This is a genomic window from Pseudomonas sp. NFACC51 (assembly GCF_900103575.1).
Taxonomy (GTDB): domain Bacteria; phylum Pseudomonadota; class Gammaproteobacteria; order Pseudomonadales; family Pseudomonadaceae; genus Aquipseudomonas; species Aquipseudomonas fluorescens_Q.
This window is the reverse complement of sequence record NZ_FMXH01000002.1, coordinates 215,791-239,404: the sequence shown is the minus strand read 5'-3', so window position 1 is coordinate 239,404 and position 23,614 is coordinate 215,791. Positions and strand designations below refer to the sequence as shown.

The 23,614-nt window shown below is 63.3% G+C and carries 19 protein-coding genes; 6 read left to right on the top strand and 13 right to left on the bottom strand.

The genetic code is table 11. The annotated features are described in order from the left end of the window. Positions 1-139: 139 nt before the first annotated feature. Positions 140-907 (bottom strand): SDR family oxidoreductase, encoded by a 768-nt coding sequence (locus BLT00_RS05090; RefSeq protein WP_092145993.1) that lies wholly within the window; start codon positions 905-907, stop codon positions 140-142. A 24-nt stretch (positions 908-931) separates the two neighbouring features. Beyond that, a complete protein-coding gene (locus tag BLT00_RS05085) occupies positions 932-1,999 on the bottom strand; it encodes a phosphotransferase family protein (protein ID WP_092145991.1) in 1,068 nt (355 codons plus the stop codon). A 198-nt stretch (positions 2,000-2,197) separates the two neighbouring features. On the opposite strand from BLT00_RS05085, the gene BLT00_RS05080 reads away from it, so the two are divergent. After that, positions 2,198-2,593, top strand: coding sequence for a DUF4280 domain-containing protein (locus BLT00_RS05080; protein WP_003202818.1), 396 nt, complete (start codon positions 2,198-2,200; stop codon positions 2,591-2,593). A gap of 221 nt (positions 2,594-2,814) precedes the next feature. On the opposite strand, the gene BLT00_RS05075 is transcribed toward BLT00_RS05080, so the two are convergent. From BLT00_RS05075 to tssB, 10 genes are all read right to left on the bottom strand, one after another. Further along, a complete protein-coding gene (locus BLT00_RS05075; protein ID WP_092145989.1) occupies positions 2,815-3,357 on the bottom strand; it encodes a toxin-antitoxin system YwqK family antitoxin in 543 nt (180 codons plus the stop codon). Positions 3,358-3,370: 13 nt separating this feature from the next. Continuing rightward, complete coding sequence (tssI, locus tag BLT00_RS05070) at positions 3,371-5,380, bottom strand: type VI secretion system Vgr family protein (protein WP_092145987.1); 2,010 nt, start codon at positions 5,378-5,380, stop codon at positions 3,371-3,373. A 57-nt stretch (positions 5,381-5,437) separates the two neighbouring features. Beyond that, positions 5,438-6,007 (bottom strand): hypothetical protein, encoded by a 570-nt coding sequence (locus BLT00_RS05065; RefSeq protein ID WP_092145985.1) that lies wholly within the window; start codon positions 6,005-6,007, stop codon positions 5,438-5,440. Positions 6,008-6,058: 51 nt separating this feature from the next. Further along, positions 6,059-8,602, bottom strand: coding sequence for a type VI secretion system ATPase TssH (gene tssH / locus BLT00_RS05060; protein ID WP_092145983.1), 2,544 nt, complete (start codon positions 8,600-8,602; stop codon positions 6,059-6,061). 1 nt (position 8,603) lies between these two features. Continuing rightward, positions 8,604-9,629 carry a type VI secretion system baseplate subunit TssG gene (gene tssG, locus BLT00_RS05055; protein WP_092145981.1) on the bottom strand — a complete coding sequence of 342 codons (1,026 nt, stop codon included), beginning with the start codon at positions 9,627-9,629 and terminating at the stop codon, positions 8,604-8,606. Then, on the bottom strand, positions 9,593-11,383 hold the full coding sequence (gene tssF, locus BLT00_RS05050; protein WP_092145979.1) for a type VI secretion system baseplate subunit TssF: 1,791 nt from the start codon (positions 11,381-11,383) through the stop codon (positions 9,593-9,595). The genes tssG and tssF overlap by 37 nt, the downstream gene beginning before the upstream one ends. Further along, positions 11,367-11,810, bottom strand: coding sequence for a type VI secretion system baseplate subunit TssE (gene tssE / locus BLT00_RS05045; RefSeq protein ID WP_092145977.1), 444 nt, complete (start codon positions 11,808-11,810; stop codon positions 11,367-11,369). Before tssE ends, tssF begins: the two co-directional genes overlap by 17 nt. Before the next feature lie 13 nt (positions 11,811-11,823). Then, positions 11,824-12,321 (bottom strand): Hcp family type VI secretion system effector, encoded by a 498-nt coding sequence (locus BLT00_RS05040; RefSeq protein ID WP_014337905.1) that lies wholly within the window; start codon positions 12,319-12,321, stop codon positions 11,824-11,826. A gap of 193 nt (positions 12,322-12,514) precedes the next feature. Then, positions 12,515-13,996, bottom strand: a complete 1,482-nt coding sequence (gene tssC / locus BLT00_RS05030; protein WP_063320710.1) for a type VI secretion system contractile sheath large subunit — start codon at positions 13,994-13,996, stop codon at positions 12,515-12,517. Positions 13,997-14,025: 29 nt separating this feature from the next. Next, positions 14,026-14,586 carry a type VI secretion system contractile sheath small subunit gene (tssB, locus tag BLT00_RS05025; protein ID WP_003202799.1) on the bottom strand — a complete coding sequence of 187 codons (561 nt, stop codon included), beginning with the start codon at positions 14,584-14,586 and terminating at the stop codon, positions 14,026-14,028. Between the two features lie 224 nt (positions 14,587-14,810). Between tssB and BLT00_RS05015 the strand changes: the two genes are divergently transcribed. From BLT00_RS05015 to tssA, 5 genes are all read left to right on the top strand, one after another. Next, on the top strand, positions 14,811-15,260 hold the full coding sequence (locus BLT00_RS05015) for a hypothetical protein (RefSeq protein ID WP_063320711.1): 450 nt from the start codon (positions 14,811-14,813) through the stop codon (positions 15,258-15,260). A 63-nt stretch (positions 15,261-15,323) separates the two neighbouring features. Then, positions 15,324-16,655: a type VI secretion system baseplate subunit TssK gene (gene tssK / locus BLT00_RS05010; protein ID WP_092145973.1), complete on the top strand. Its 1,332-nt coding sequence runs from the start codon at positions 15,324-15,326 to the stop codon at positions 16,653-16,655. 18 nt (positions 16,656-16,673) lie between these two features. Next, the gene (locus tag BLT00_RS05005) at positions 16,674-17,438 is read left to right on the top strand and encodes a DotU family type IV/VI secretion system protein (protein ID WP_063320713.1); all 765 of its coding nucleotides are present in this window, start codon (positions 16,674-16,676) and stop codon (positions 17,436-17,438) included. Then, a complete protein-coding gene (locus BLT00_RS05000; RefSeq protein WP_092145970.1) occupies positions 17,435-21,259 on the top strand; it encodes a type VI secretion system protein in 3,825 nt (1,274 codons plus the stop codon). The genes BLT00_RS05005 and BLT00_RS05000 overlap by 4 nt, the downstream gene beginning before the upstream one ends. Beyond that, positions 21,256-22,338 (top strand): type VI secretion system protein TssA, encoded by a 1,083-nt coding sequence (tssA, locus tag BLT00_RS04995; protein WP_092145968.1) that lies wholly within the window; start codon positions 21,256-21,258, stop codon positions 22,336-22,338. Before BLT00_RS05000 ends, tssA begins: the two co-directional genes overlap by 4 nt. On the opposite strand, the gene BLT00_RS04990 is transcribed toward tssA, so the two are convergent. Then, positions 22,335-23,288: a 2-hydroxyacid dehydrogenase gene (locus BLT00_RS04990; RefSeq protein WP_092145967.1), complete on the bottom strand. Its 954-nt coding sequence runs from the start codon at positions 23,286-23,288 to the stop codon at positions 22,335-22,337. The genes tssA and BLT00_RS04990 overlap by 4 nt on opposite strands. Positions 23,289-23,614 lie beyond the last annotated feature (326 nt).

The window sequence follows — 23,614 nt, the reverse complement described above, 5'->3', positions numbered from 1 at the left end:
TGAATTGTTATTTTCAGAAGGGCTATTTATGGAATAAATATTCTCTAATTGCAAATGTTGGAATAAATATTCATTTGTTCGTCGTCACTACAATGCCATGTGGGAGCGAGCAAGCCCGCTCCCACAAAGGTTTCCATCCTCAGGACAGGAACCCACCGTCCACATTCAACGCCACACCCGTGGTGTAGCTCGACGCATCGCTGGCCAGGTACAGCACAGCGCCGGCCATTTCGCTCGGGTCGGCCACGCGCTTGAGGGGGATCTGCGCCAGGGCGGTTTTCAGGATGGCGTCGTTCTTGACCAGGGCCGAGGCGAACTTGGTGTCGGTCAGGCCCGGCAGCAGGGCGTTGCAGCGGATGCCGAATTGCGCGCACTCCTTGGCGAAGACTTTGGTCATGTTGATCACCGCAGCCTTGGTCACCGAGTAGATGCCCTGGAAGATCCCCGGCGAGATGCCGTTGATCGACGCCACGTTGATGATGCTGCCGCCGCCGTTCTCGCGCATCAGCTTGCCGGCTTCCACCGACATGAAGAAGTAGCCGCGGATGTTCACGTCCACGGTTTTCTGGAACGCACCCAGGTCGGTGTCCAGGACGTTGCAGAATTGCGGGTTGGTGGCGGCGTTGTTGACCAGGATGTCCAGGCGTCCGAACTGTTCGCGGATGCTCGCGAATACCTGGCTGATCTGCTCCATTTCACCGATGTGGCAGGCGATGGCGGTGGCCTTGCCGCCGGCGGCGATGATGGCGTCGGCCACGTGTTGGCAACCGTCGAGCTTGCGGCTGGAAACGATCACATGCGCGCCTTGCTGGGCCAGCAGTTTGGCGATGGCTTCGCCGATGCCGCGGCTGGCGCCGGAAACGAAAGCGATTTTACCGTCGAGGTCGAACAACTGGGTCTTGGACATGCTGTTTCCTTGTTATAGGTGCGCTCAGAGCGTGGATTTGCTGATGACCTGCAGGCTCATCTGCTCCAGCAGCTTGTTCATCTGAACGAACTGCGCGAAGCGTTTGTCCTGGGTCTGGCCGTGGAAGAAGCGGTAGTAGATCTGCTGGACGATGCCGGCCAGGCGGAACAGGCCGTAGGTGTAATAGAAGTCGAAGTTGTCGATGCGGATCCCGGCGCGTTCGGCGTAGTAATCGACGAACTCGCGGCGGGTCAGCATGCCAGGGGCGTGGCTTGGCTGGCGGCGCATCAGTTGCACCGGCGCCGGGTCGTCGGCCTCGATCCAGTAGGCGAGGCTGTTGCCCAGGTCCATCAACGGATCGCCGATCGTGGTCAGCTCCCAGTCCAGCACGCCGATGATCTGCATCGGGTTCTCGGGGTCGAGGATCACGTTGTCGAAGCGGTAGTCGTTGTGGACGATGCTCGACGTAGGGTGGTCGGCGGGCATCTTGTCGTTGAGCCAGGCCTTGACCGTCTCCCATTTCGGCGCATCCGGGGTCAGGGCTTTTTCGTAGCGGTCGCTCCAGCCGCGGATCTGTCGGGCCACGTAGCCTTCGGGCTTGCCCAGGTCGGCCAGGCCGCAGGCGTTGTAGTCGACACGGTGCAGCTCGACGAGCCGGTCGATGAAGCTCTTGCACAGCGCTTCGGTGCGGGCGGCGTCGAAACCCAGTTCCGGCGGCAGGTCTGAGCGCAGGATGATGCCCTTGACCCGTTCCATTACATAGAACTCGGCGCCCATCACTGACTCGTCGGTGCAGTGCACGTAGGCCTTCGGGCAATAGGGGAATGCCTCGCGCAGCTGATTGAGGATGCGGAACTCGCGGCCCATGTCGTGGGCGGACTTGGCCTTGTGGCCGAACGGCGGACGGCGCAGGACGAATTCCTGCTCGGGGTATTCCAGCAGGTAGGTCAGGTTCGACGCGCCACCGGGAAACTGGCTGATCCGGGGCACGCCGGTCAGGCCGGGAATGTGGGCCTTGAGGTACGGGTCGATCAGGTTGGCATCGAGTTCTTCACCGTCGCGCACGCGGGTGGACTGATCAGTAAACGCCATGCTTATCCCTTCTGCTTATTTTGGAGGCCATCGATCATTGGCTAATCTAATGGCGCGCGGGAGGCGTCACAAGCACGCCAGGGTCTTATAGGTTAGCGTGTTGCAGGATAATCAGTGGGCTTGATGCATTGCGGCGTGCGCGTCGAGGATGGGCGAGCTAAGGTTCTGGAATCTGTCGCTTTCAATGGAGCAACCGCGATGGGATGCCCGCAAGTCTGTGGCACCGCGACCTTGCAATGCAGCTTCGGCGCTGCCCCGGCGGTGCTCAATGTGCTGCCGGTCAATCGCCTGCTGACCGGCGGGATGCCGGCGGCGAACATCATGGACCACATCCCGCTGGTGAACATCACCACGTTTGGCATGTGCATGAGCCTGGCGAACCCGACCGTGGCCGCCGCCACCGCGGCGGCACTCGGCGTGCTGACCCCCATGCCCTGCATCCCGGCCACCGCGGCGCCATGGATCCCCGGCGGCGCCCCGACCCTGTTGCTGGGCAACATGCCGGCCATCGATGCTAACAGCACCTTGATGTGTACCTGGGCCGGAGTGATCAAGATCGTGGTGCCAGGGCAGGTGCAGATGTTGATTCCCTGAGTAACACCAAGATCCCTGTGGGAGGCTATGTAGGTTACTTAAGACCGTAGATGACCCCGTGGCGAGGGAGCTTGCTCCCGCTGGACTGCGCAGCAGGCCCATTTTTGTGAGTGCTTCGCACTCAAGCGGGAGCACGCTCCCTCGCCACAGTGAATTAAACAAACCTTAGGTGAACAGCATTCCCTGTGGGAGCGAGGCGGCTGCAGGAACCAGTCCCCAGTTTATGCCTGCGCCGGATCATTCCAGCGCCTGAACCACCAGCGCACCCGGGAGATTGGCTTGCCTTCGGCGTCCAGCGGCCGGCCGTCTTCGGCGTAGGCCTGGGCTGGTTCCAGCAGTTGGCCATTGAGGTAGCGCGCTTCGACCGCCGGGTTGCCGTTGGGGTGCAGGCGGCGATAGCGGCCGTCGCGCACGCCGTCGCGATAGACCTCGGCTTCGGCCAGTTGTCCGTCGGGAAAGTAGTTGTTCGCCTCGCCGTGCAGCAACCCACGGCGATACGTGGCCTGGCGTTGCAACCCGCCTTCGGCCGCGTAGAAGCTCGCCACACCTTGCAGTTTGCCTTTCACGAACGGCAGTACCGCCGAGACCTTGCCATTGGGGTGATACAGGGTGCTGGTGCCTTGCAGTTCACCTTGGCTGTAGTTGAGTTTTGCTTGCGGGCGTTGGGCTTCTTCGATCTGCAGCGGGCCGTCGAGCTGGCCGTCGACCAGTTGCCCGCTCAGTTGGCTGTCGCCACGTTCCACGTCGAGTCTCTTCGAGGCCATCGGTAGGTTCCTGTCAGTTGACCTTCACCAGGCCGCCCTTGATGGTCAGCATGCCGCCGCCGTCCACGGTCTGTTCGGCCGCCGCCTTGTTCACCAGGCTGATGCCGGCGTCATTGGTCAGGGTGGTGCCGGCTTTGTTTTCCAGCGAGGTACCGGCCTGGTTGCTCAGGGCTGTGCCGGCTTTCTGGCTGATGGACGTGCTGGCCTGGGCGGCCAGGTCGGCGCCGCTCTTGATCGCAAAGCTGCCGCCGCTTTGCAGGGTCAGGGTGCCGCTGACCTTGATGGTCAGGTTGCCGTCCACCGTCAGGCTGTAATTGCCAGTGACCTTGTGCTCGTAGTTGCCGCCTGTGCTGTGGGTCTGGTCCGAGCCCACGGTGACAGTGCGGGTGTCCTTCACATCGAGGCTGTCGCTGCCGGTCTGGATGGTCACGCTGCGCTTGCCTTTCTCCAGGGTCACGGTTTCGTCGCCATCCTTTACCGTACGGGTGCGGGCGTTCTGCACCGTGAGGGTTTCGTCGTGACCGACGGTGGCGGTGGTGTCGTTGAGCACGTTGATGTTGAAGTCTTTCTGGGCCTGGAGAAACACCTCTTCGGCGTCCTTCTTGTCTTCGAAACGCAACTCGTTGAAACCGCCGCCGCCCTTGGACGATTGGGTCTTGATCCCGGACTGGGTCTGGTTCGCCGGCAGCGCGTAGGGCAGGGCATTGTCGCCATTGTAGACGCAGCCGGTGACCAGGGGACGGTCCGGATCGCCGTCGATGAAGGTCACGATGACTTCCTGGCCGATGCGCGGCACGAATTGCATGCCAAAGCCTTTGCCGCTCCACGGCAAGACCACGCGGACCCAGCACGATGACGTCTCGTCGTTCTTGCCGGTGCGGTCCCAGGGGAACTGCAATTTGATCCGGCCATATTCATCGGTCCAGATTTCTTCGCCGGCCTTGCCCACCACCAGCGCTGTCTGGGTGTGCATGCGGGGTTTTGGCGTGAGGCGGGGCGGTCGATAGACCGTGGCCTTGGGGATCGCTTCGAAGCGGTTGCGATAGCTGTCGTGGCTGGCTTCGTGGCTGACCGAGGTCACGACCCAATCGATATTCAGTGTCGTGTCTTCATGGCCGGCGAGGGTGAACCAGTATCCCGGCACCAGCCAGCGGCAATCGCTTTCGCCGACAAAACGTTGCTCCTGGCTGCGCAGGCCGTCCACCCGCTGTTTGGTCAACGCGTCGCCCTGGGCCTTGGCGGTGTAGCCGCCCGGGTGTTCGTACACCGAACTTGGCCCGGCCACGGCTTCGGCCTGGCTGTAGAGCGATGTCGTTGGGGTGGTGAATTCATAGTCGGTCGCCTGGTAAACCCCGGCCACCGCTTGCAGGCACACTTGCCCGGAGCGGATGCCGTGCAGTTCCCGCTCGCCGATTCGCTGCCCGAGGTAGTTCACCGTCGGCCCGTTGGGAATCGGTGCGAAGGCGTCGTTGCTGTCGGCCAGGACCAGCGTGTGGGTGCCTTCTTCGTGGGTGAAAAACCAGAAGATCCCATCTTCTTCCAACAGGCGCGAGACGAAGGCCAGGTCGGTTTCGCCGTACTGCACGCAGTATTCGCGCGGGGTGTAGCTGCCGGTGAGCTTGAGCTGGAAGTCGGTGAAACCATGGGCCTTGAAAATCGTGGTGACGATGTCCGAGGTGGCAAGGTTCTGGAACACGCGGTTGTTGCTGGCCAGGCTCAGCCACCAGAGCCAGGGCCGGAGCAGGAGTTGATAGCGTTCGGCGGTGGCGTCGGCCGGCAGTTGGCGGATTTCGGCCACCAACCAATCCAGCGGGCGCAGCAAGGCGTCCTTGTGCAGCGTGGTGGTCACATGGCTGGCGACGGCCGTCGTGAGGTCCAGCGAGGCGCCGTCGTTGACGCCGTTGAGCATGTGCGAACCCAGGGCGTTGAGGCGTTCTTCGCCGGACAGCGATTCAGGGTACAGCGCCGACAGCGAGGTGGCGGTGAGGAAGAGGGTGGTGTTGCTGTCGGTGGAGCGGGGCATTCAGGGCCTCGAAGCATACGAATTCGTGAGTCGGATTGAATGAAGACTGACAGTCATTCAACTGTAATGCTTAGTGATGAAGTTATACGGCGCACTCAGCTCCTTGGTTCGACTGATAGGAAGCCCATGGGGGTAGGTATCGATGTTGCAGAGATAAGCGATGAAAGAACCCTCCGCGTCGCAAATCCAGGAGTCGCCGCGATTTAAAGTCATTTCCAGTAAATTACGGTTTTTTTGTGTGACAGCGATGATCACAACCCAGCGATGGTCGGCATTGAAACCGTGTAGCTTGTGAACATCGCGGGTGATCGCCTCTTGAAGGTTTTTACCGGCAAAATTTCCAGTGACGCCTTCCACTTTGATCTCCACTGCATAGGAGCTGCCGTCGAGCTCGAAATAAAAATCCACCTGCTCTGGATAGTAGGGCGCCGGGTAATAGATCTCTCTGAGTTTGGCTTCAGTTACGTAGGCTCGTTTCAAGTGATGGGCAATCTCGACCTGCGCAGCGGTTTCCCAGTGCGCATGCGATGTCCAGCCTTTGGTGAACTGATCGGGTGCACCCGAAAAGTCGTCTGGGTGAACGCCGGCCGCCTGTAGTACAACGTTGAGAAACTCCTTTTCAGTCATGGCGATTATCTCCATTCAGTTGGAAATGATTATGCAAGTCGGGGGGGCAATTCACTCCAACACCCACTCCGCCAACTTGCCCGTCACCTGCGTCATCAACACATTCTCGACATCCCTTGCTCCAGCCGCACTGCACTTGGCGAGAACAGCCTTGACGATCCCCGCATCGAATTCGAACTGCTTGCCCGTCGCAGCCTTGTAGCGCCCGCGCAATTTTTCCAGCTTCGCCAGCACAATCCCCTCCAGCGTCGCTTCATCCAGCGGTCGGTACGCCACCACGGTCATGCGCGCCAAAAACGCCGGGCGGAACGCTTGCAGCAGCACTTTGTGCAAGGCTTCGTTGAAGGCGTCGCTGCCCAGTTGCGCGCTAGGCGTATCCAGCAACAGCTCAGCGCCGACGTTGCTGGTGGCGAGCATCACGGTGTTCTTGAAGTCCACCACCAGGCCGGTGCCGTCTTCCATCAGGCCTTTGTCGAAGACGTTGTAGAAGGCTTCGAGCACATCCGGGTGGGCCTTTTCGATTTCATCCAGCAGCACCACGGAATAGGGTTTGCGCCGCACCGCTTCGGTGAGCACGCCGCCGCTGCCGTAGCCGACGTAGCCGGGTGGGGCGCCTTTGAGTTGGCTGACGGTGTGGGCTTCCTGGTACTCCGAGAGGTTGATGCTGATCAGGTTGCGTTCACCGCCGTACAAGGCGTCGGCCAGGGCGTAGGCGGTTTCGGTCTTGCCCACGCCGGTGGGGCCCACCAGCAGGAACACCCCGACCGGTTTCTGTGGGTCGGTGAGGCCGGCGCGGTAGGCTTGCAGGCGTTGGGCAATGGTGTTCAGCGCTGTGCTCTGGCCCATGACCCGCTGGCCCATGCGCTGGCCGAGGGTGCGCACGGCGTGGGCTTCGTCGGCGAGCATCTTGCCCACCGGAATACCCGTCCAGCCGGCAATCACGGCGGCGACGGTCTTGCTGTCCACCTGTTCGGGCACCAGCGGATCGTCCTGGCGAATGGCATCGAGGCCGGCCTCCAGACGCAGCAGTTCGGCGGCCAAGTGGTCGATGCGGTTATCGATCTCGGTGTCGGCTTTTTCACTGTCGGCGCGTTCGCTCAGGGTAAGCAGTTCGCGTCGGGTGTCGAGCAATTCGCGCACGGCTTCGCGCTCTTCGCCCCAGCGGGTTTCCAGCTCGCGGATGGCTTGCACGTTGCTGGTCGATTCGGCTTCGAGCAGCGTGATGCGCTCGCGATGATCCAGCCCGGTGGCCTGTTCCCGGCGCAGGCGTTCGACCTCGTCCTTGAGGCTATTCTGCCGATGGCGCAGGCTTTCCAGCGGCGGCGGCACGTCGTGCTGGCCGAGGGCGACCCGGGCGCAGGCGGTGTCGAGCACGCTGATGGCTTTGTCCGGCAACTGTCGCCCGGAGATGTAGCGGTGGGACAGCTTCACCGCCTCGTGGATGGCCGCGTCCAGCACCTGCACGCCGTGGTGCTGTTCCAGTTTGCTCGCGACGCCGCGGAGCATTTCCACAGCGGTAAGTTCGTCCGGTTCTTCGACCTGCACCAGTTGGAAGCGGCGGGCCAGGGCCGGGTCTTTCTCGAAATATTTTTTGTACTCCAGCCAGGTTGTGGCGGCCAAGGTGCGCAGTTCGCCCCGGGCCAGGGCCGGTTTGAGCAGGTTGGCCGCGTCGCTGCCGCCTTCCGCACCGCCGGCGCCGATCAGCGTATGGGCTTCGTCGATAAACAGGATGATCGGCTTTTCGGCACTGCGTACCGCGTCGATCACGCCTTTGAGGCGCTGTTCGAATTCACCTTTGACGCCGGCACCGGCCTGCAACAGGCCCAGGTCGAGTACGCGCAGGGTGACTTCCTGCAACGACGGCGGCACATCCCCAGCGGCGATACGCAGGGCCAGGCCTTCCACCACCGCAGTCTTGCCGACGCCGGGTGCGCCCACCAGGATCGGGTTGTTCTGCCGGCGCCGGAGCAGGATATCGATGCACTGGCGGATCTCGCCGTCGCGACCGACGATGGGGTCGATGCGTCCGGCCCGGGCGTCGGCGGTCAAGTCCTGGGTGTACTGGTCCAGCACCGGGTCTTGTTTCTGGGGAGGCTCGCCGGGTTTGGCCGGGCGCACGCCACCGACATGTTCACGGGAGCTTTCGGTCCACTCCAAGAGATGGGCGCGCAGGGCGTCGCGGGGAATGCGCAGCAACGACGAGGCGCTGTTGAGCAGCAGGCTGCGGCGCTCATCACGGTCCAGCAGGGCCAGCAGCAACAGCCCGGAGCGGATGCTGTCCAGGCCCAGCACACTGGCCTGGACCACAGCGTCTTCCAACAGGCCGATGGTTTGCGCCGATAAGGCGGGTGTGCGGGTGCTGCCGGATTTGAACAGGTCCAGTGCCTTGTTGGTTTCCGTTGCCACCGCGTCACGCTCCAGACCGAAACGTGGCAGCAGGCAGGCAAAATCACCGCCCTCGATGTCGAGCAGTTCCAACAGCAGGTGCTCGATTTCCACGTAGTGATGGCTGCGCTGCATGCAACGTTGCGCGGCCCGTTCCAGGGCGCGGCGGTTGTCCGGGTTGAGGCGTCCGATCAGGCTGGCCAGTTCCATTTCAGGCAATCTCCGGCTGACGAAGGCGGGTTTCGATCCGCTGCACGGCGAGGGTCGTCTGGTGTTGCAGGCCACCGTTCCAGTTCAGCCGTGGCGCTGCCTGGCGGTCCAGTTGCAGCGGGCCGGCGCCGCGGATCAGCAGCACCAGGGTGCAATCCAGGTCGGGGCCGAAGTACAGGGCGTAGAGGCTGGCGAGCAGCGGATGGGTTTCGCCGTTGGGCAGCAGTCCGCTGGCCTGGTCCGTGGTCAGCGGGCCGAGGGTCAGGCGCACGCCGGCATGTTCGTCCCAGACGTGGCTGCCGGCCACCGCGTTGCGGCCCAGGCACAGGTTGCGCCCGCCCGGTGGCAAGCGGCTGCGGCTGGCCGGCGGGATTTCACGCCAGCCACCTTCGTAGGCCGTCAGCTCCACGGGCAGCCCGAACTGTTCACGGACAATCGCCGCGAACCCGTCCAGGGAGCGCCGGCCATCGGCGTACAGCGCGGTGCAGGCCAGTACCGCCGAGTCGGGGGCGGCCTGGCGCTCCTGCAAGGCCTTGGGTAGCAGGCCGGTCAACGCCCGCAGTTGCGCGTGTACGGCGGACGATCCCGGGGCAGTGAAACCCAAGGCGATGCGATGTTTGCGCATCACCTTGTAAAGCAGGCTGAGCAGGCGATGCTGGAACAGGTCGAGGAATTCCGCGGGAGCATGATCCTTCGCCCGGGCTCGTTGTTGCAGCCATTCCTGGTAGGCGTAGGGCAACGGGCCGTCGGGGCCGCCGAGGCCGAAAATCGGCGTGGTCAGGGTTGGCGGCAGGCCGGGTTCCTGGCCCAGGCTTTCCACTTCGCTGGCGGCGAACAGCGGCGTCAAGGGCCCGCGCAGACGCAAGGCTTCGGCGTGCGGCGCGGTGCCGCTGCCCAGGGGCTCGGCCTGGGGATGTTCACGTTCGAGCAACAGCAAGGCCTGGAGCCATTCGAAACGTTGCGGGTCGCGCCGCAGGCGCTGGCTCAGGTTCAGAGCACCAGGGGTTTGCCGGCTTGGGGTTGCCATGTCTTCACCTCCTTGTCGGACTGGACCAGCACGGTGCGCACGAAGCGATTGGCGGTGGCGTAAAGGGAAAAGAATTGTGCCAGTACCCCGGAGAACAGCACGGCGCTGCTACCGACGAAGTGTTGCGGATCCAGTTGCAGGCGCACCTCCAGGCCGTTGCGCCAGCCGCGCCAGGCGTCTTCGCCGACATGGGCGATGACTCGGTCGCAACTCAGCCCCGATACCCCTTCGATCTGGCGATGGGCGCTGGCCTCGTCCCGCAGGTTGTGCAATTGGAGGATCTCGCTCAGTGCGTCCAATGCCTGGGGGCCTTCGACCAGCGACAAATGGTTGAGGGTCAATTGCGACACCAGCCGCCAGCGCGATTCGCCGTCCAGGCGCGGCAGGCTTTGCGGGCTGGGTGGGTTGCGCAGGCGCGCCCAGGCCACCGGCCCCGGGCGCTCGAAACCCAGCGGGGTACCGGCCGGCAGGCTCTGGGCCAGGTGGCGGTTGGTGCACAGCAGTTCGGCGGTGAGGCTGTAGTCGCGGGTTTCGGCCAGCGGGTCGAACTGGGTGTCCACCAGGCTGACCATCAAGTCGGTGCCCAATCGGTTCGGGCTCATGCCACTGACCCGTCGCGCATGCCAATAGCAGGTCTGGTCGCTGCCATGCTGGCTTCCGTAATAGGCCGGCACTTTGCGCACGCCCTGGCTGGACATGGCGCGCATGCCACGGATGCTGTGGATCTCGACGCTGTTTTCCCGATGACTGTCGGCCACCAACCGGTACTCGCTGCGGGTGCCATCCGGGCGCAGCGGCTCGGAAGTCCTGGGAAACAGGTTGATCACCGGCGTGCAGCCCAGGGCGATGTCGCTGGCCTGGAGCGGCAGGCGGCTGGTGGGAGGGCGGTCGAAAACGATGTACAGGTACAACGACGGACCGTCGCTGGTGGCGCCGGCCAGTGGCAGGTCGAAGAAACCGAATTTATCCGGGAAGGCAAAGTACTCCGCCAGCAGGCGCATGCCGGGATGTACGCCGTCTTCATCCGGCAGCAAGACCTGGTCATTGGCGAAGCCGACGATCTGTGGCAAGCCTGTCAGCGACGCCGGCACGCTGCCCGGCGCACCGGCCAGGACCTCGATGGCGTGCGCGCCCAGCAGGTCGTACAGCCCGGCGTTGATGATCGGTGACGCCGCCAGGTGTACCCGCAGCGAGTCGATTCCCAGCGTCGACCACTGGCTTTCGCCCAGGCACCGCAGCTCCAGGCGCAAGGCCGAGCGTGCCCGGACCACGCCGGTCAGTGCCTGGGTTTCGTCGCTGCCCAGCAGCAATGCCTCGCTGATTTCAACCGGCCACAGGTGCACGGCGGCGGTGGTCCGAAAATGAATGCTCTGGCCTTTGTCCGTAGTGACGAACAACGGTGTGTCGCGGGGCAGCGGGTAGCCCTCGTTCAAGTTGCCTTTGCTGGGGTCGGGTTCGAACTGCACGATGGCGCACGACGGCAAGGGGCGCATGGCCAACGGGTAAAGCTGTTCGAGCAGGGCATCGCTGAATTCGGCGTAGTCGTCGTCCAGCCGGCGTTGCAAGCGGGCGGCCAACAGGGCGAAACCTTCCAGCAGGCGCTCGACATGCGGGTCGGGGCATTCGCCCGGAGACAACTCCAGGCGCCGGGCGACCTTGGGGTAGCGCTCGGCGAACAGGCTCCCGGCGTGCCGCAACCAGGTCAGTTCGCGTTGGTAATAGTCCAACAGTTGCGGGTCAATCGAGTCGCTCATGTCGTACCTCAAGGCCGTCGCCGGCGTGCTCGATGACAAAGACCACGGGCCAGGCATGCTGGTCGCCGCGCAGCTCGCCCAACAGCCGTATGCACAGTTGCTGCGGACGGCCCGGCACCGGGCAGACCTCGACCTCGCCCAGGCGCAGGCGAGGTTCGAAGCAGGTGATGGCCTGGCGGATTTCCCGGGTCAGTTGGCGGCGGTCATCGCTGCGCTGCTGTTGCAGCGCGGTCCAGTCGGCGATGCCGTAGTCCAGGATGCTCGGCGGTTCGGTCAGCGCCCGCGGGCCGCGTCGGGTATTGAACAGGCGCGACAGTTCGGCATGCACCGAGTCTTGCAACGCCTGTCGGTCGAACGCCCGCCCGGTATCGTCCGCCGGGCTGGCCAGGCGTTCGAACAGGGGCGGGCGCAGCCCGAAGCCAGCCATGGGCGTGGTTTCCCTACTTGGTCATTTTGTTGGCGGCCAGGTCCCAGGTCGTGCCCGCCGTGCCTTCCTTGGTGCCGTCGTCTTTCTGCGCGGTGAGCTCCCATTTGATCTTGGTGAAGTTCAGCGACAGGGTTTCCACCGGTTTGCCGCCGGTGCCGCCGCTGACACTGACGTTGGACAGCACGACGTTGGTCAGGGTGTAGACGATGAACGGCATGATCTGGCCGCTGCCTTCGGCGGCGTTGCGGCCGATGGTGATGACGGCCTGCGGGATCGGCTTGCCGGCGCAGCAATACTCGTTGAGCGAAGGGGTGGAGCTGTCGATGAATTTAGTCAGGGTGAATTCGCCGATATGGGGCCGACCAGAGGTACGCTCCGAGTTGCTGACGTCGTTGGTGACCTGCATCGCCACGTTATGGCTGTAGGACATGACCTCGATCTTGTCCGTGAAACCCTCCAGCAGGCTGTCGCCCTTGATGTCGCCGCCGAGGTCGAGAATGATTGCATCCATTGTGTGGAACTCCAGAAAAAGACAAGTAGGTGGTACCCAATACCCCTATAAAAAACGAATGCCGAACCCCTGTGGCGAGGGAGCTTGCTCCCGCTGGGCTGCGCAGCAGCCCTAAAAAAACAGGGCCGCTTCGCGCCCCAGCGGGAGCAAGCTCCCTAGCCACATAGCCACATAGCCACATAGCCACAAGCGGTCAGGCAGCTACCGGTGGCGGCAATGTCGCCACCAAGCGAATCGAGGCGGTCAGCTCCTCCAGCTGGAAGTGCGGCCTCAGGAACACCGTGGCCTTGTAGGCCCCTGGCTTGCCGGCCACTTCCGTCACGTCCACTCGCGCTTCGCGCAACGGGTACTGCGCCTTGATTTCTTGTGGCGCGTTGTCGTTGATCAGCACGTAGTCGGCGATCCAGTTGTTGAGGTAGGTCTGTACGTTGTCGCGGGTCATGAAACTGCCGACCTTGTCACGCATGATCACCTTCAGGTAATGGGCGAAGCGCGAGGCCGCGAGCACGTACGGCAACATTGCCGAGATCCGCGCGTTGGCGTTGGCCTCGTTGGTGTTGTAGACCTTGGCCTTGTTGGTGGTCTGGCCGCCGAAGAACACGGCCACGTCGCTGTTTTTCTTGTGGCACAGGGAGATGAAGCCCAGGTCGTTGAGTTCTTTTTCGCGACGGTCGGTGATCGCCACTTCGGTCGGGCATTTGAGCGACAGGTCCCCGGAACTGGTGCGGAACGTATGGGCCGGCAGGCCTTCGACCGCGCCACCGCCCTCGGCCCCGCGAATGGCTGCGCACCAGCCATATTTGGCGAAGGCTTCGGTGATGCGTTGCGCCAGGGTCCAGGCGGCGTTGCCCCACAGGTATTTGCTGTGGTCCGTGCCGTTGACGTCTTCGACGTAGTTGATGCCTTCCACCGGCAGCGTGTCCGGGCCGTACGGCAGGCGCAGCAGGAAGTGCGGCAGCACCAGCGACACGTAGCGCGAGTCTTCGCTTTCACGGAAGGCGCGCCACTTGATCAGCTCCTGGCTCTCGAAAATCTTCGACAGGTCCCTGGGGATCGCCAGTTCGGTGAAGCTGGTCATGTCGAACAACCGCGGGCTGGCGGCAGCAATGAACGGGGCGTGCGCGGCGGCGGCGACGTTCGAGAGCTTTTCCAGCAGGCCGATGTCCTGCGGATGCCGGCCAAAGGTGTAGTCACCCACCAGCAGGCTGAACGGGTGCCCGCCGAAGGTGCCGTATTCTTCCTCGTAGATCTTCTTGAACAGTGCGCTCTGGTCGAACTCGACGGCTTTTTCCAGATCGTTCTGCAGTTCTTTCTGAGTGACGTTGAGCAGGCGCAATTTGAGCCGAGTGCTGGTCTCGGTGTTTTGCACCAGCAGGTGCAGGCCGCGCCAGGAGGCTTCGAGTTTCTGCAGGTCAGGGTGGTGCAGCACTTCGTTGAGCTGGGCGCTGATCAATTGGTCGATCTGGCTGATGCGGTCATTGATCATCGCCACGGTGTCCTTGTCGATGGCCATGCCTTCGTCGAGGACCTGGGTGGCGAATTCGGCCAGCATGTCGCGGGCATAATCTTGCTGGCTGTCGTCGTGGGCCATGCGGCCTTCGGCGATGATCTTGTCCAGCAGGGACAGGGTCTGGGTCGTGCTCTCGCTGGTTTGAGCGCTGGATGAAGCAGGCATGGTGTTATCTCCCTTAATGAAGCGCGCGATCAGGCCTGTGGTTCGGCCGGGGCAGGGTCATCGTTGGCGGCCACGGCGGGCAGCTCTGGCGGTACGTCCTGGGGACGCGCCGACTTGATCTCCTGCAGACCTTCGGTGTTGGCGATCACGTCGCGCAGCAATTTGTCCAGGTCATCGTTGCCGTCGAGCTTGGTCAGCAAGTCCCGCAGGCGTTGGCGCGCTTCGAACAACCGACGCAACGGCGTGACCTGCTCCACGACCTTGACCGGGTCGAAGTCGTCGATGTGGCGGAAGTTGAGTTCGATGTTGAGCTTGCTGTCGTCGCCGCTGAGGGTGTTGTTCACCTGGAGCGTGGCGCGGGGGGAGATGGAGGCGAGCACCTCGTTGAAATTATCCCGATCGATTTCGGTAAAGCGCCGCTCATTGAGCTTGGGCAGCGGGTCCAGTGGCTTGCCTGAGAGGTCGGCCAGAATGCCGACCACCAGTGGCAATTCTTTTTTCTCGATGGCGTTGCCGATTTCCACGTCATAGGTGATCTGGACGCGGGGAGGACGGACTCTGTCGAGCTTGTGCTGGGTACTTTCTGCCATGGCGGCCGACTCCGATGCATGTGTGGGCGCAATGCATCGGGAGTCCCGCTCATCGCATTCCCTTGCTGATCCACAGGTTGCAAATGGACGGCAGAAAACCTGTCATTCCCTTGACGAACCTGGCGCATTCGACCGTGTGGGTCGAACTACCCAAGACGCTAGAACAGGTCTATAAAAAAGCAAGCAAAAACAATTTTTGACCGCTGAGAAAAGGAAGATTCATTTTGCGTGGGTTTTTTTTCGGATTTCTTTTGAGCCTGGCGCTCACCGGTTGCTCGCTTTTTGCCCCCAGCGTCGACCTGGACAGCCTGACCCTGGACGTCGCGCCGCGTGCCAATGACGACACGCCGATCGCCGTGGACTTCATCGCGGTGAACGACCCGGACCTGCTCAAGCAGCTGTCGGGCATCACCGCCAGCCAATGGTTCGCCGAGCGCGAACAGTTCCAGCGCGACTATCGTCAACTCATGTCGGTGTGGGGGCTGGAGCTGGTTCCGGGGCAATTCATCGACCGCCAACCCTTTCCGTTGGAGGGCCGGCGCGCCGCTGGACTTTTGGTCTTCGCCAGCTATAACACTCCCGGAGCCCACCGGCTTCGGCTGGACGATCAGCGCCAGGCCTGGCTGAAGTTCGACAGTCGGGAGATGACCCTCGTCAATGATGGGGCTCGATGACAGCCAGCCTTGAGTGACCGCGGGCCGCCCAGCGCGGCGAATTGGGATGTCGAAGGGAGTCGTATGAGTCTGTTACCTGACGCGGTGTGCTGGCATGAGGGCATGCAATTGCTGCCCCAGCATTTTCAATTGCAAGGGCTGCGTGCCGAGGCCCTGGCTGCGTATTTTGCCGGGGCCTGCAACCCTTGGTTCTGGGGTGTCAGCCAGTTGGAAGTCGATCCTTCGGCCCTCAGCGCCGGCCAGGTGCGACTGCTGCAATTGCAAGGCACCTTGCCGGACGGCCTGCCGGTCAACCTGCAGGCCGGGGTCGGGCCGACCCTGGAGTTGGACATCGGCGAGGCGATCGACAAGACCGACGACGCCACTGTGACTGTGTACCTGGCCGTCAGCCCGCTGTGGCGTGCCGGGCAATTGGTGCCGCTCAAGGGGCGCCTGCAATCGATGGTCGGCGAGGCGTTGCCGGACCTCACCAGCGGTGCATTTCCCGAGTCGATCACCGTCTGGCGACCCAACCCGAGGCTGTGCACGCAACTGAGCAAGGCGGATTCGATCTGCCTGCCGCTGTTACGCATCCGCAAGGAGGGCGGTGGCTTCTGGCGCGTGCCCTACACCCCGCCGACGCCGATCCTGTTGCCGGAGTCGGCCCTCGGTCGCCGGGTCGCCGGGGTGTGTGCCCGGGCCCGGGAAAAGTGCATGTTTCTCGCTGGTCGCTTGCGCCAGGCCCAGGCGGCTGGCAACCAGGACGATGCCATGGAGATCCGTCGGCAATTGACCGCCTTGTGGGCGCGCTTGCCGGAAGTCGAAGGCGCGCTGAACACTCGGGTGGCGACGCCCCAGGCGCTCTACGGTTTGCTGCTGGGGCTGGCCGGGAGCTGGTCGGCCCTCGATCCACTGGCGGGTGTCCCGGCCTTCGCACCGCTGGATTTCCTCGAATTGCAGCGCGGCTACGAGCCGTTGCTCGACTGGCTGGAAACCACCCTGGAACTGGTTCGCGCCGGCTATCGCAGCCTGGCCTTCGAGCGCAATGAGCAGGTCTTCTCGATCCAGTTGCCTGACGACCAACCGGACCAACGCCTGGTGATCGGCCTGCGCATGCCCAACGGCGCCAGCGAGCAGGCGGCGGGCGAGTGGTTGCGTGGGGCGATCATCGCGTCGGCGCGGCACATCCCGCTGCTGAGCCGACAACGCATGAGCGGTCTGCCCCACCAGGCCATGAGCCGCAACGAACAGGTGGCCTACAGCGTGGGCGACGACACCCGTTTGTTTGTGGTGGCCGCCAGCGGCCAATGGTTCGACGCGCAATTGCCGCTGCACATCGTGGCGCCGGCATCGGCCCAGGCCAGCAGCCCGTGGCAAGTGGTGTTGTTCGTGGCGCAAGCCAGTGAAAGTGCCTGATCGCAAAAGGGGAGTCGTATGCCTGATGGAAGTGGCGGGGCGGTTCGGAGTCTGCATGAGGCGCCGCTGAGCAGCGCTTTTCGCCAGGCCTGGCTGAAGTGGTCCCAGGAATGGCAAGACTTGCCCAAGGACAGCGACCCTGCGGTATTGGTCAATCGGGTGGTGGAGTTTTCCGGGCGCAGCGCCCAGCGTCTGTGGCGGGTGGCCTTCGCCACCGTCGGCGATGCCGCTACCGAGCAGGTCAAGTCGCTGGTCTACGCCTTCGTGGCGCTGGTGGACGAAACCTTGCTGTTCAGCCCTTGGCCCGGACAACTGGCCTGGCAGCAGCACCCCCTCGAATCACGCATGTATGCCAGTCGCCAGGCCGGTGAGCGCTTGCCGGCGGCGATCAAGAAACTACTGGACGAGCAGATGCCCGGCACCCGGGACCTGGCGAATGTCTACCTGCAATGCCTGATCCTCGGGTTCCAGGGGCGATTGCGTGGCGAGCCCGGCCAGGTTCAGCATGAGAAATGGCGCCTGGCGTTGTTCACGTTTGCCTGGCAGCACGAACCCGATTATGTCGATGTCAGCCAGCGCCTGGCGCTGTCTGCGGCGACGCCGCCAATGCGCATGCCGGTGCAGCAATCGCTGCCGGACGGCTTTCGCCTGGGGCTGGCGATCCTGGCGATGGTGTTGTTGCTGACCGGGTTGGGGCAGGTGTTCTGGCGTGACATTCGTTTGGAGCTCGAACCGGTGTTGCAACTGAACGAGTCGGCGGTGGTCCAGGAGCAGGACTCATGAGCCCGCTGAGCATCGTTGCCCTGGTGGTGCTCGCCATCGTCGTGGTGGTGTTGATCGCGGCCCTGATCTGGTGGCTGCGGACCCAAGGTGGGGCGGCGATTCGCAGTTTCTATGGGGCGGTGCGCCGCATGGAGCAGGAGCAGGGCACCCGGGACCGCTATCAGATGCCTTGGCTGATGATGCTCGGCAACGAAACCGACGGCGCCCAATTGTGCGCTCAATGGCGCTTGCAACCGACCGACAAGGCCGCTTGGTTCGGGCGCTGGTTTTCCGATGCCGAGGGTTCGGTGCTGGTGGTGCCCCAGGCGTTGTTCCTGCCCGATGAAGGCATGAACCGCCAACGGGGTAATTGGTGGCGCCTGTTGGGACTGATGTTGCGCTTGCGCAGCAAGCGACCATTGGATGCGGTGATCTGGACCGTGCCGTTCAGCACTCTCGATGACATCGAACACACCACCGAACTGAGCCTCAAGGTCCGGCGGTGCTTTATCGACCTGTTGCAACGGTTCGGCCTCAGCCTGCCGGTGTACGTGGTGATCTGCGGGATGGAAGAGCTGCCCGGGGTCCAGGAACTGGTCAGCGCGCTGCCCGCCGAGGCGCGTGAATCGATGCTGGGCTGGTCCTCGCCCTATTTGCCGGATGCGGCCTGGCAGTCGCAGTGGAGTGACCAGGCCCTGGACCAGGTCAATGCGGCGCTGTCGCAGTCGATCATCGAGATCGGTGCGCTGTCGGGGCAATTGGGCAGCGATCTTTATGGTTTGCCGGAGCGCTTCGAAGGCTTGCGACGGGCCTTGCAGATCCTGCTGGAGCCGGTGTTCCAGGGCAATGCCCAAGGCGAAGCGCCGCGTTGTCGCGGGGTGTATTTCACTGCCAGCCAGGCGCCGGCTGTCAGCGGTGATGGTTTGACCGCCGCCGAGAGTGTCCAGCGGCAAACTGTGTTCGCCCGGCAATTGTGGTCACGACGGCTGGTGGCTGAGCGTGGCTTGGCCCAACCTGTGCCGCGGCTGTTGCGCCTGCGCCAGCGCGGGCATCGGTTGGTCGCGGCGGTGGCGTTGGTGGTGGGCCTGGTCTGGTTGGGTGGCATGGTCTGGGTCTGGCACGATTCGGTGGAGGAAGCCGAAGGGCTGTCGCGCTTGATCCTCAGCACCCATAAGAACCACCTCGTGGTCGACCCTGACGAACCGCAGCTGGAACCGACCCGGCACAACGTGCAGAACTACTGGAACATGCTGGAAAAGGCCCCGCGCTGGCGCTTTGTCTCGGTGGTCTTTCCCACTTCGTGGTTCTCTTCCGTGGACACGCAACTGGAGAATGGGGTGCGCCTGACTGCTCGGCACCATTGGATATTGCCTCTGCGGGACCTGCTCAATTCAGACCTGGAACAGCTCAAATCCATCCGCAACACCGAGCGACGGGGCAATGTGGAGAACGAAGACCCGGCGCAATGGCAGAGCTATGTGAAGGCCAAGGCACTGGTGGACCTGGCGGTACGCCTTGAACAGCACAACCAGATGTTCAGCCAGGTGGTGAACGATCCCAAGGCACCGCTGGACGAGTTGGTGCAACTGAGCAACACCGCCTTGTCCCTGGGGCTCAATACCGGCACCTTGAGCCGCGCACATTTCTACAACCGGGTGCTGTTCGATGCCGGGAACAGCGATTTGAAAGGGTTGGACCTGAATGCCGCGCGCCCGGTGATCTCCGATAATTTCACCGGCCTGATGCAGCGCTGGCTGGACCATTACTTCCTGGCGGACAACTTCGTGCGCCAGGCCGGTTACCTCAAGCTGCACTTGCAACGGCTGGAGGCCGGCAGTGGCAATTCGCTGAGTGAACTCGAAGACCTGATGGCGCTGATCGACGATTTGCAGACCCTGGTCAGCCTGACCAACTCGGCCTGGGGGCGGGGCAAGGGCCAGGACCTGGTGCCCGGCTACAGCCAGATGCTGGACAAGGTCAGCCACAGCACTTTGCTGGGGCCGGATATCGAGCAGGACCTGGAGAGCCAGGCGGCGAAGTTGCAGCAGAGCTTTCGTGACCAATGGATCGTCCAGACCGGCTCCCGGGACAATCTGCTGGTGCAACAGGGCAGCGGCCTGCTGGTCTTGCAAGACCATGTCACGGCGCTGGACGGTGCGGTGCAGGCGCTGTTCAAGCGCGATTTCGTGGCGTTGGCCATGCAGAAGGATCCGTCGGACAGCAACCCCGATGCGATGGGCCAAGGCGATGGCAGTGATGATTTCAGTGTCGCCCTGAACTACTTCGCCAGCTACAAGAGCTATGCCGGCGAAGAACTGCCGCGCATTCCGCCGGATTACCGTGACGCGCTGATGCAGGCCGCTGAAGGCGCCGCGGCCCGGGCCATGTGGTTGAGCCTGGATGAAAGCGACGCGTCGTTGCCCGGCATGGGCTTCAATGTACAAACGACCCAGGCCGTGGCGCTGCAAAAAGCCTTCATGGATGTACATCGCGGCGACCTGGCGATCCGTTTCCAGCGTCTGCTCAATCGCCGGGCATTGGCGCAGATCAAGAGTGGCCTGGACGAAATCGATGCCCAGCCGCTGTTCAGCCAACGGGCCGATGTCCAGCGCTGGGACGGTTCGAAGAACTTCGGCTTGCAGCTGTACGGTGCCAGCGATCCACAAGACTTGAAGCTGAGCCTGAGCCAGCAGTTCGGCGTGATGCTGCAGGTCGCCGAACAGCGAATGCCCGCCCTGGAATGGCTGATCGTCCAGCAGGATAACTTGTCGGCCCTGGAACACGACCAAGTGGCACGCTTCATGGCCCTCAACGATGAATTGCTCAAGTACAAGAACCAGAACCCGGCCAGCTCGGCGGCCCAACTGGAGCAATTGGTCAGCCGGGACTTCATCGCCATGGACACCACCTCCTGCGCGCAGATCTTGCAGACCGCCAGCCTGCCCAGCGGGCGCGGCGACCTGGCCCAGCGCACGGTCGCGTTGCAGCAGGGTGCCCTGCAACGGTGCCTGTACCTGCAACAGAACCAGGCCGCGAGCGCCTGGAATGACGTGGCCAACTATTTCAATCAGTACCTGGCCGGGCGCTTCCCGTTTTCTCAGGATGTGCGGGCCAGCGATGCCGATCCGGCGCGTGTCCAGCATTTGCTGGAACTGATCGACACGCGCCTGCCCCTGGCCCAGGCCGGGCTGACGTTGAGCCAGACGCCAGAGCGGCTGGCGGCCGAGGATTTCCTCAACCGTTTGAAACAGGCCGGTACTTGGCTTGGGCCGCTGTTCGTAAGGGACAAGAGTGGCATCCTGGGGGTGGAAATGGACGTGCGCTGGCGCACCGACCGCGATGAAGAGCGCGGCGCCGACCAGGTGATCGCCTGGAGTCTGGACGCCGGCAATCAACAGATCAGCTACCCCGGCGGCGGCCAGCAGAACCTGCGCTGGATGGTCGGCCAGCCCGTGCGCCTGACCTTGCGCTGGGCCCGCAACGGCTACCAGCGTCCGGCCAATGACCCATTGCAACCGAACCTGGTGGTGCGCGACCTGGAGGCCGGCTGGGAGTACCAAGGGCCGTGGTCATTGCTGCGCCTGATGCGCTCGCTGGTGTCGGCCCAGCGCCAGCCGAATGTCGACTACACCGATTTTCCCCTGACCCTGCAACTGCCGGTCACCGCCCAGACCCAGGCCCGCACGGCGGAACAGACACTGATGTTCGTGCGCCTGTCGTTGATGAGCCAGGGCTCCAAGCTGCCGTTGTCGATCCCGCCGCTGCCGACGCGGGCGCCCCGTTCACCTTTCATGGCGACCGCATCAAGCCCCGCCATTGCCACCCGTGAGGAGGGCCTGTGAGCTTGCCGATATCGCCTTTGCCTGAGTTGGTCACTCAGTTGCTCGAGCCGATCAGCGCCGAGTCGCCCTGTGGCCCGGACCTGCGCTACGAACCGGAATACGACCAACTGCGCGAACTGCGCCGGGAGGACGACACCAGCTTGCCCACCGGTGTGTGGCAGTCTTCGATCAAGCGCGCCCTGTGGCCGGACCTGGAACGGCTCGCGACCACGCTGCTGCTGGAGCGCAGCAAGGACTTGATGATCAGCGCCTGGCTGGGGGAGGCCTGGCTGCATATGGCCGGGCTGGAGGGATTGCCGGGCAGCCTGGCGCTGGTGACGGGGCTGTGTGAGCGTTATCCGGAGCAGTTGCACCCCCAGGCCGAGGAAGGCGACCAGTCGTGGCGGGTAATCCCGTTGGAGTGGCTGGCCCGTCGCTACAGCGAAGTGCTGCTGACGCGGGTGCCGTTGTTCGACGGCCGGGAACAGGCCTTCGCCGCTTTCTGCCTGGACGACTGGCAACGCTTGCAGCGCCAGCAAGTGTTGGTCAACGACAGCAAGAACGCCAAGGCCTCGGCGGAAGCGGCGCGCAACGATCAAAAGAAACTCGCCGAACTGATTCGCAACACACCCTTGTCGTTCTGGCTGCATCGCCAAGGCAGCCTGATGTTGAGCCTGCAACACCTGCAACGGCTCGAAGCCTGGAGCGACGCTTACCTGGGCAACCTGGCCCCGGGCTACAAATCCCTGCAGGACGTGATGCAGGCCTTGCTGGCACTGGTAGAGGAGTTCATCGAGATGCACCCACAGCAACCCACCGTCGCGCCGGTGCAAACGCCCCCGCCGTCCACGACGTCGACGTCCCAGGCGCAGGTGGCACCCGCCCAGGTCTTCCAGGAGCCGGCCAATCGTGAAGAGGCCTATCGACAGTTACTGGTCATCGCCGGTTACCTGGCTCGTACCGAACCCCACAGCCCGGTGCCCTACCTGATCCGGCGCGGCGTGGAGTGGGGCAACAAGCCGTTGAGCGAGTTGTTGGGTGAACTGATCAGTGCCGATGCCGAATCCCGGCGCTTATGGACGTTATTGGGCGTTCTTTAACGCTCCTCGCCGGGCCACGGCACTGGCGTCAACACCGGTTTACCGGAAAAGAACGCGGTCAGGTTCTGGCCCACCAGCTCTACCATTGCGCGGGTCGCTTCTGGCGACAGGCCGGCCACATGGGGCGTGAGGACGACGTTGGGCAGTTTTTTCAGCGCCTGCGGCACCTCGGGCTCGTTATCGAACACATCCAGGGCCGCTCCGGCGATTCGCCGGTGTTCCAGGGCGCTGATCAGATCAGCGGTGGCAACCACGCTGGCCCTGGCGACGTTCACCAGGAACCCTTTAGGGCCGAGCGCATCGAGGGTCTGCTTGTTGATCAATTGCCGGGTATCCAGGCCACCTGGCGTGGCGACGATCAGGAAGTCCGAAACCCGCGCCAGTTCCGTGGGAGTGGCGCAGAAGGTGTAGGGCACGTCATTGCGCACCCGGCGATTGTGATAGCTGATACTCATGTCAAAGCCCAGGGCGGCCCGTTTGGCGATCGCCATGCCCACCGCGCCAAGGCCCAGCACGCCCAGCCGCTTGCCCGCCAGGGAAGGGCGCGCAACCCTTGGCCATTCGCCCCGCCGCAGGGCGGTATCGGAATGGGGTATGTCGCGCACCAACGCCAGCAACAGCGCCATGGCATGGTCAGCCACCGATGACGCGTTGACCCCGGCGCCGTTGGTGACCACGATGCCCCGATGACGCGCGGCCTGCAGGTCCACTTGTTCGTAACCGGCACCGATCACGCAGATGATTTTCAGGTTGGGCAGGGCGGCGATCTCTTCCTCCGTCAGGCCCAGGGGGCCGCGGGTCAGTACTGCGCTGAAGCGTTCACCGTGTTCGAAAATCGCCGTCTTGCGTTCGGCAGGCGTGGGCGCCAATTCCAGGTGGTAACCCTGCTTCTCGAGGATCGGCAGGTATTCATTGACGGTTTCAACCAGTACCAGAACGGTTGCGGTCATGCTGGGCTCCTGTGGGCGCTGGGGCGATTTCAAGTATTCAACCTGATTGTAGGAGCCGGGGGCAGGGGGGCTTGGCTTTTTATGTGCATTTCGGGTTCAGCATCGCCCTTGTGGGAGCGGGCTTGCTCGCGAAGGCGTTATATCAGTAACGCATCGGCTAAATGACACACCGCTTTGGCGAGCAAGCCCGCCCACAGGAAATGCGGCGGCTGTTTCTATTGGCGTGATCTGATACGCATAACCGCTCCTCAGCTAAGTCTTTGCTTCTGCTCGTGAATCCCGGACAATCGCGCCCCTGTTTCGGCCAGGGCGCTGCCTGTCGGGTG

What these genes read in the sequence shown, in the direction of transcription:
- BLT00_RS05090 (WP_092145993.1), bottom strand. Translation starts at nt 907, where the DNA reads ATGTCCAAGACCCAGTTGTTCGACCTCGACGGTAAAATCGCTTTCGTT.
- BLT00_RS05085 (WP_092145991.1), bottom strand. Translation starts at nt 1,999, where the DNA reads ATGGCGTTTACTGATCAGTCCACCCGCGTGCGCGACGGTGAAGAACTC.
- BLT00_RS05080 (WP_003202818.1), top strand. Translation starts at nt 2,198, where the DNA reads ATGGGATGCCCGCAAGTCTGTGGCACCGCGACCTTGCAATGCAGCTTC.
- BLT00_RS05075 (WP_092145989.1), bottom strand. Translation starts at nt 3,357, where the DNA reads ATGGCCTCGAAGAGACTCGACGTGGAACGTGGCGACAGCCAACTGAGC.
- tssI (WP_092145987.1), bottom strand. Translation starts at nt 5,380, where the DNA reads ATGCCCCGCTCCACCGACAGCAACACCACCCTCTTCCTCACCGCCACC.
- BLT00_RS05065 (WP_092145985.1), bottom strand. Translation starts at nt 6,007, where the DNA reads ATGACTGAAAAGGAGTTTCTCAACGTTGTACTACAGGCGGCCGGCGTT.
- tssH (WP_092145983.1), bottom strand. Translation starts at nt 8,602, where the DNA reads ATGGAACTGGCCAGCCTGATCGGACGCCTCAACCCGGACAACCGCCGC.
- tssG (WP_092145981.1), bottom strand. Translation starts at nt 9,629, where the DNA reads ATGGCAACCCCAAGCCGGCAAACCCCTGGTGCTCTGAACCTGAGCCAG.
- tssF (WP_092145979.1), bottom strand. Translation starts at nt 11,383, where the DNA reads ATGAGCGACTCGATTGACCCGCAACTGTTGGACTATTACCAACGCGAA.
- tssE (WP_092145977.1), bottom strand. Translation starts at nt 11,810, where the DNA reads ATGGCTGGCTTCGGGCTGCGCCCGCCCCTGTTCGAACGCCTGGCCAGC.
- BLT00_RS05040 (WP_014337905.1), bottom strand. Translation starts at nt 12,321, where the DNA reads ATGGATGCAATCATTCTCGACCTCGGCGGCGACATCAAGGGCGACAGC.
- tssC (WP_063320710.1), bottom strand. Translation starts at nt 13,996, where the DNA reads ATGCCTGCTTCATCCAGCGCTCAAACCAGCGAGAGCACGACCCAGACC.
- tssB (WP_003202799.1), bottom strand. Translation starts at nt 14,586, where the DNA reads ATGGCAGAAAGTACCCAGCACAAGCTCGACAGAGTCCGTCCTCCCCGC.
- tssK (WP_092145973.1), top strand. Translation starts at nt 15,324, where the DNA reads ATGAGTCTGTTACCTGACGCGGTGTGCTGGCATGAGGGCATGCAATTG.
- BLT00_RS05005 (WP_063320713.1), top strand. Translation starts at nt 16,674, where the DNA reads ATGCCTGATGGAAGTGGCGGGGCGGTTCGGAGTCTGCATGAGGCGCCG.
- BLT00_RS05000 (WP_092145970.1), top strand. Translation starts at nt 17,435, where the DNA reads ATGAGCCCGCTGAGCATCGTTGCCCTGGTGGTGCTCGCCATCGTCGTG.
- BLT00_RS04990 (WP_092145967.1), bottom strand. Translation starts at nt 23,288, where the DNA reads ATGACCGCAACCGTTCTGGTACTGGTTGAAACCGTCAATGAATACCTG.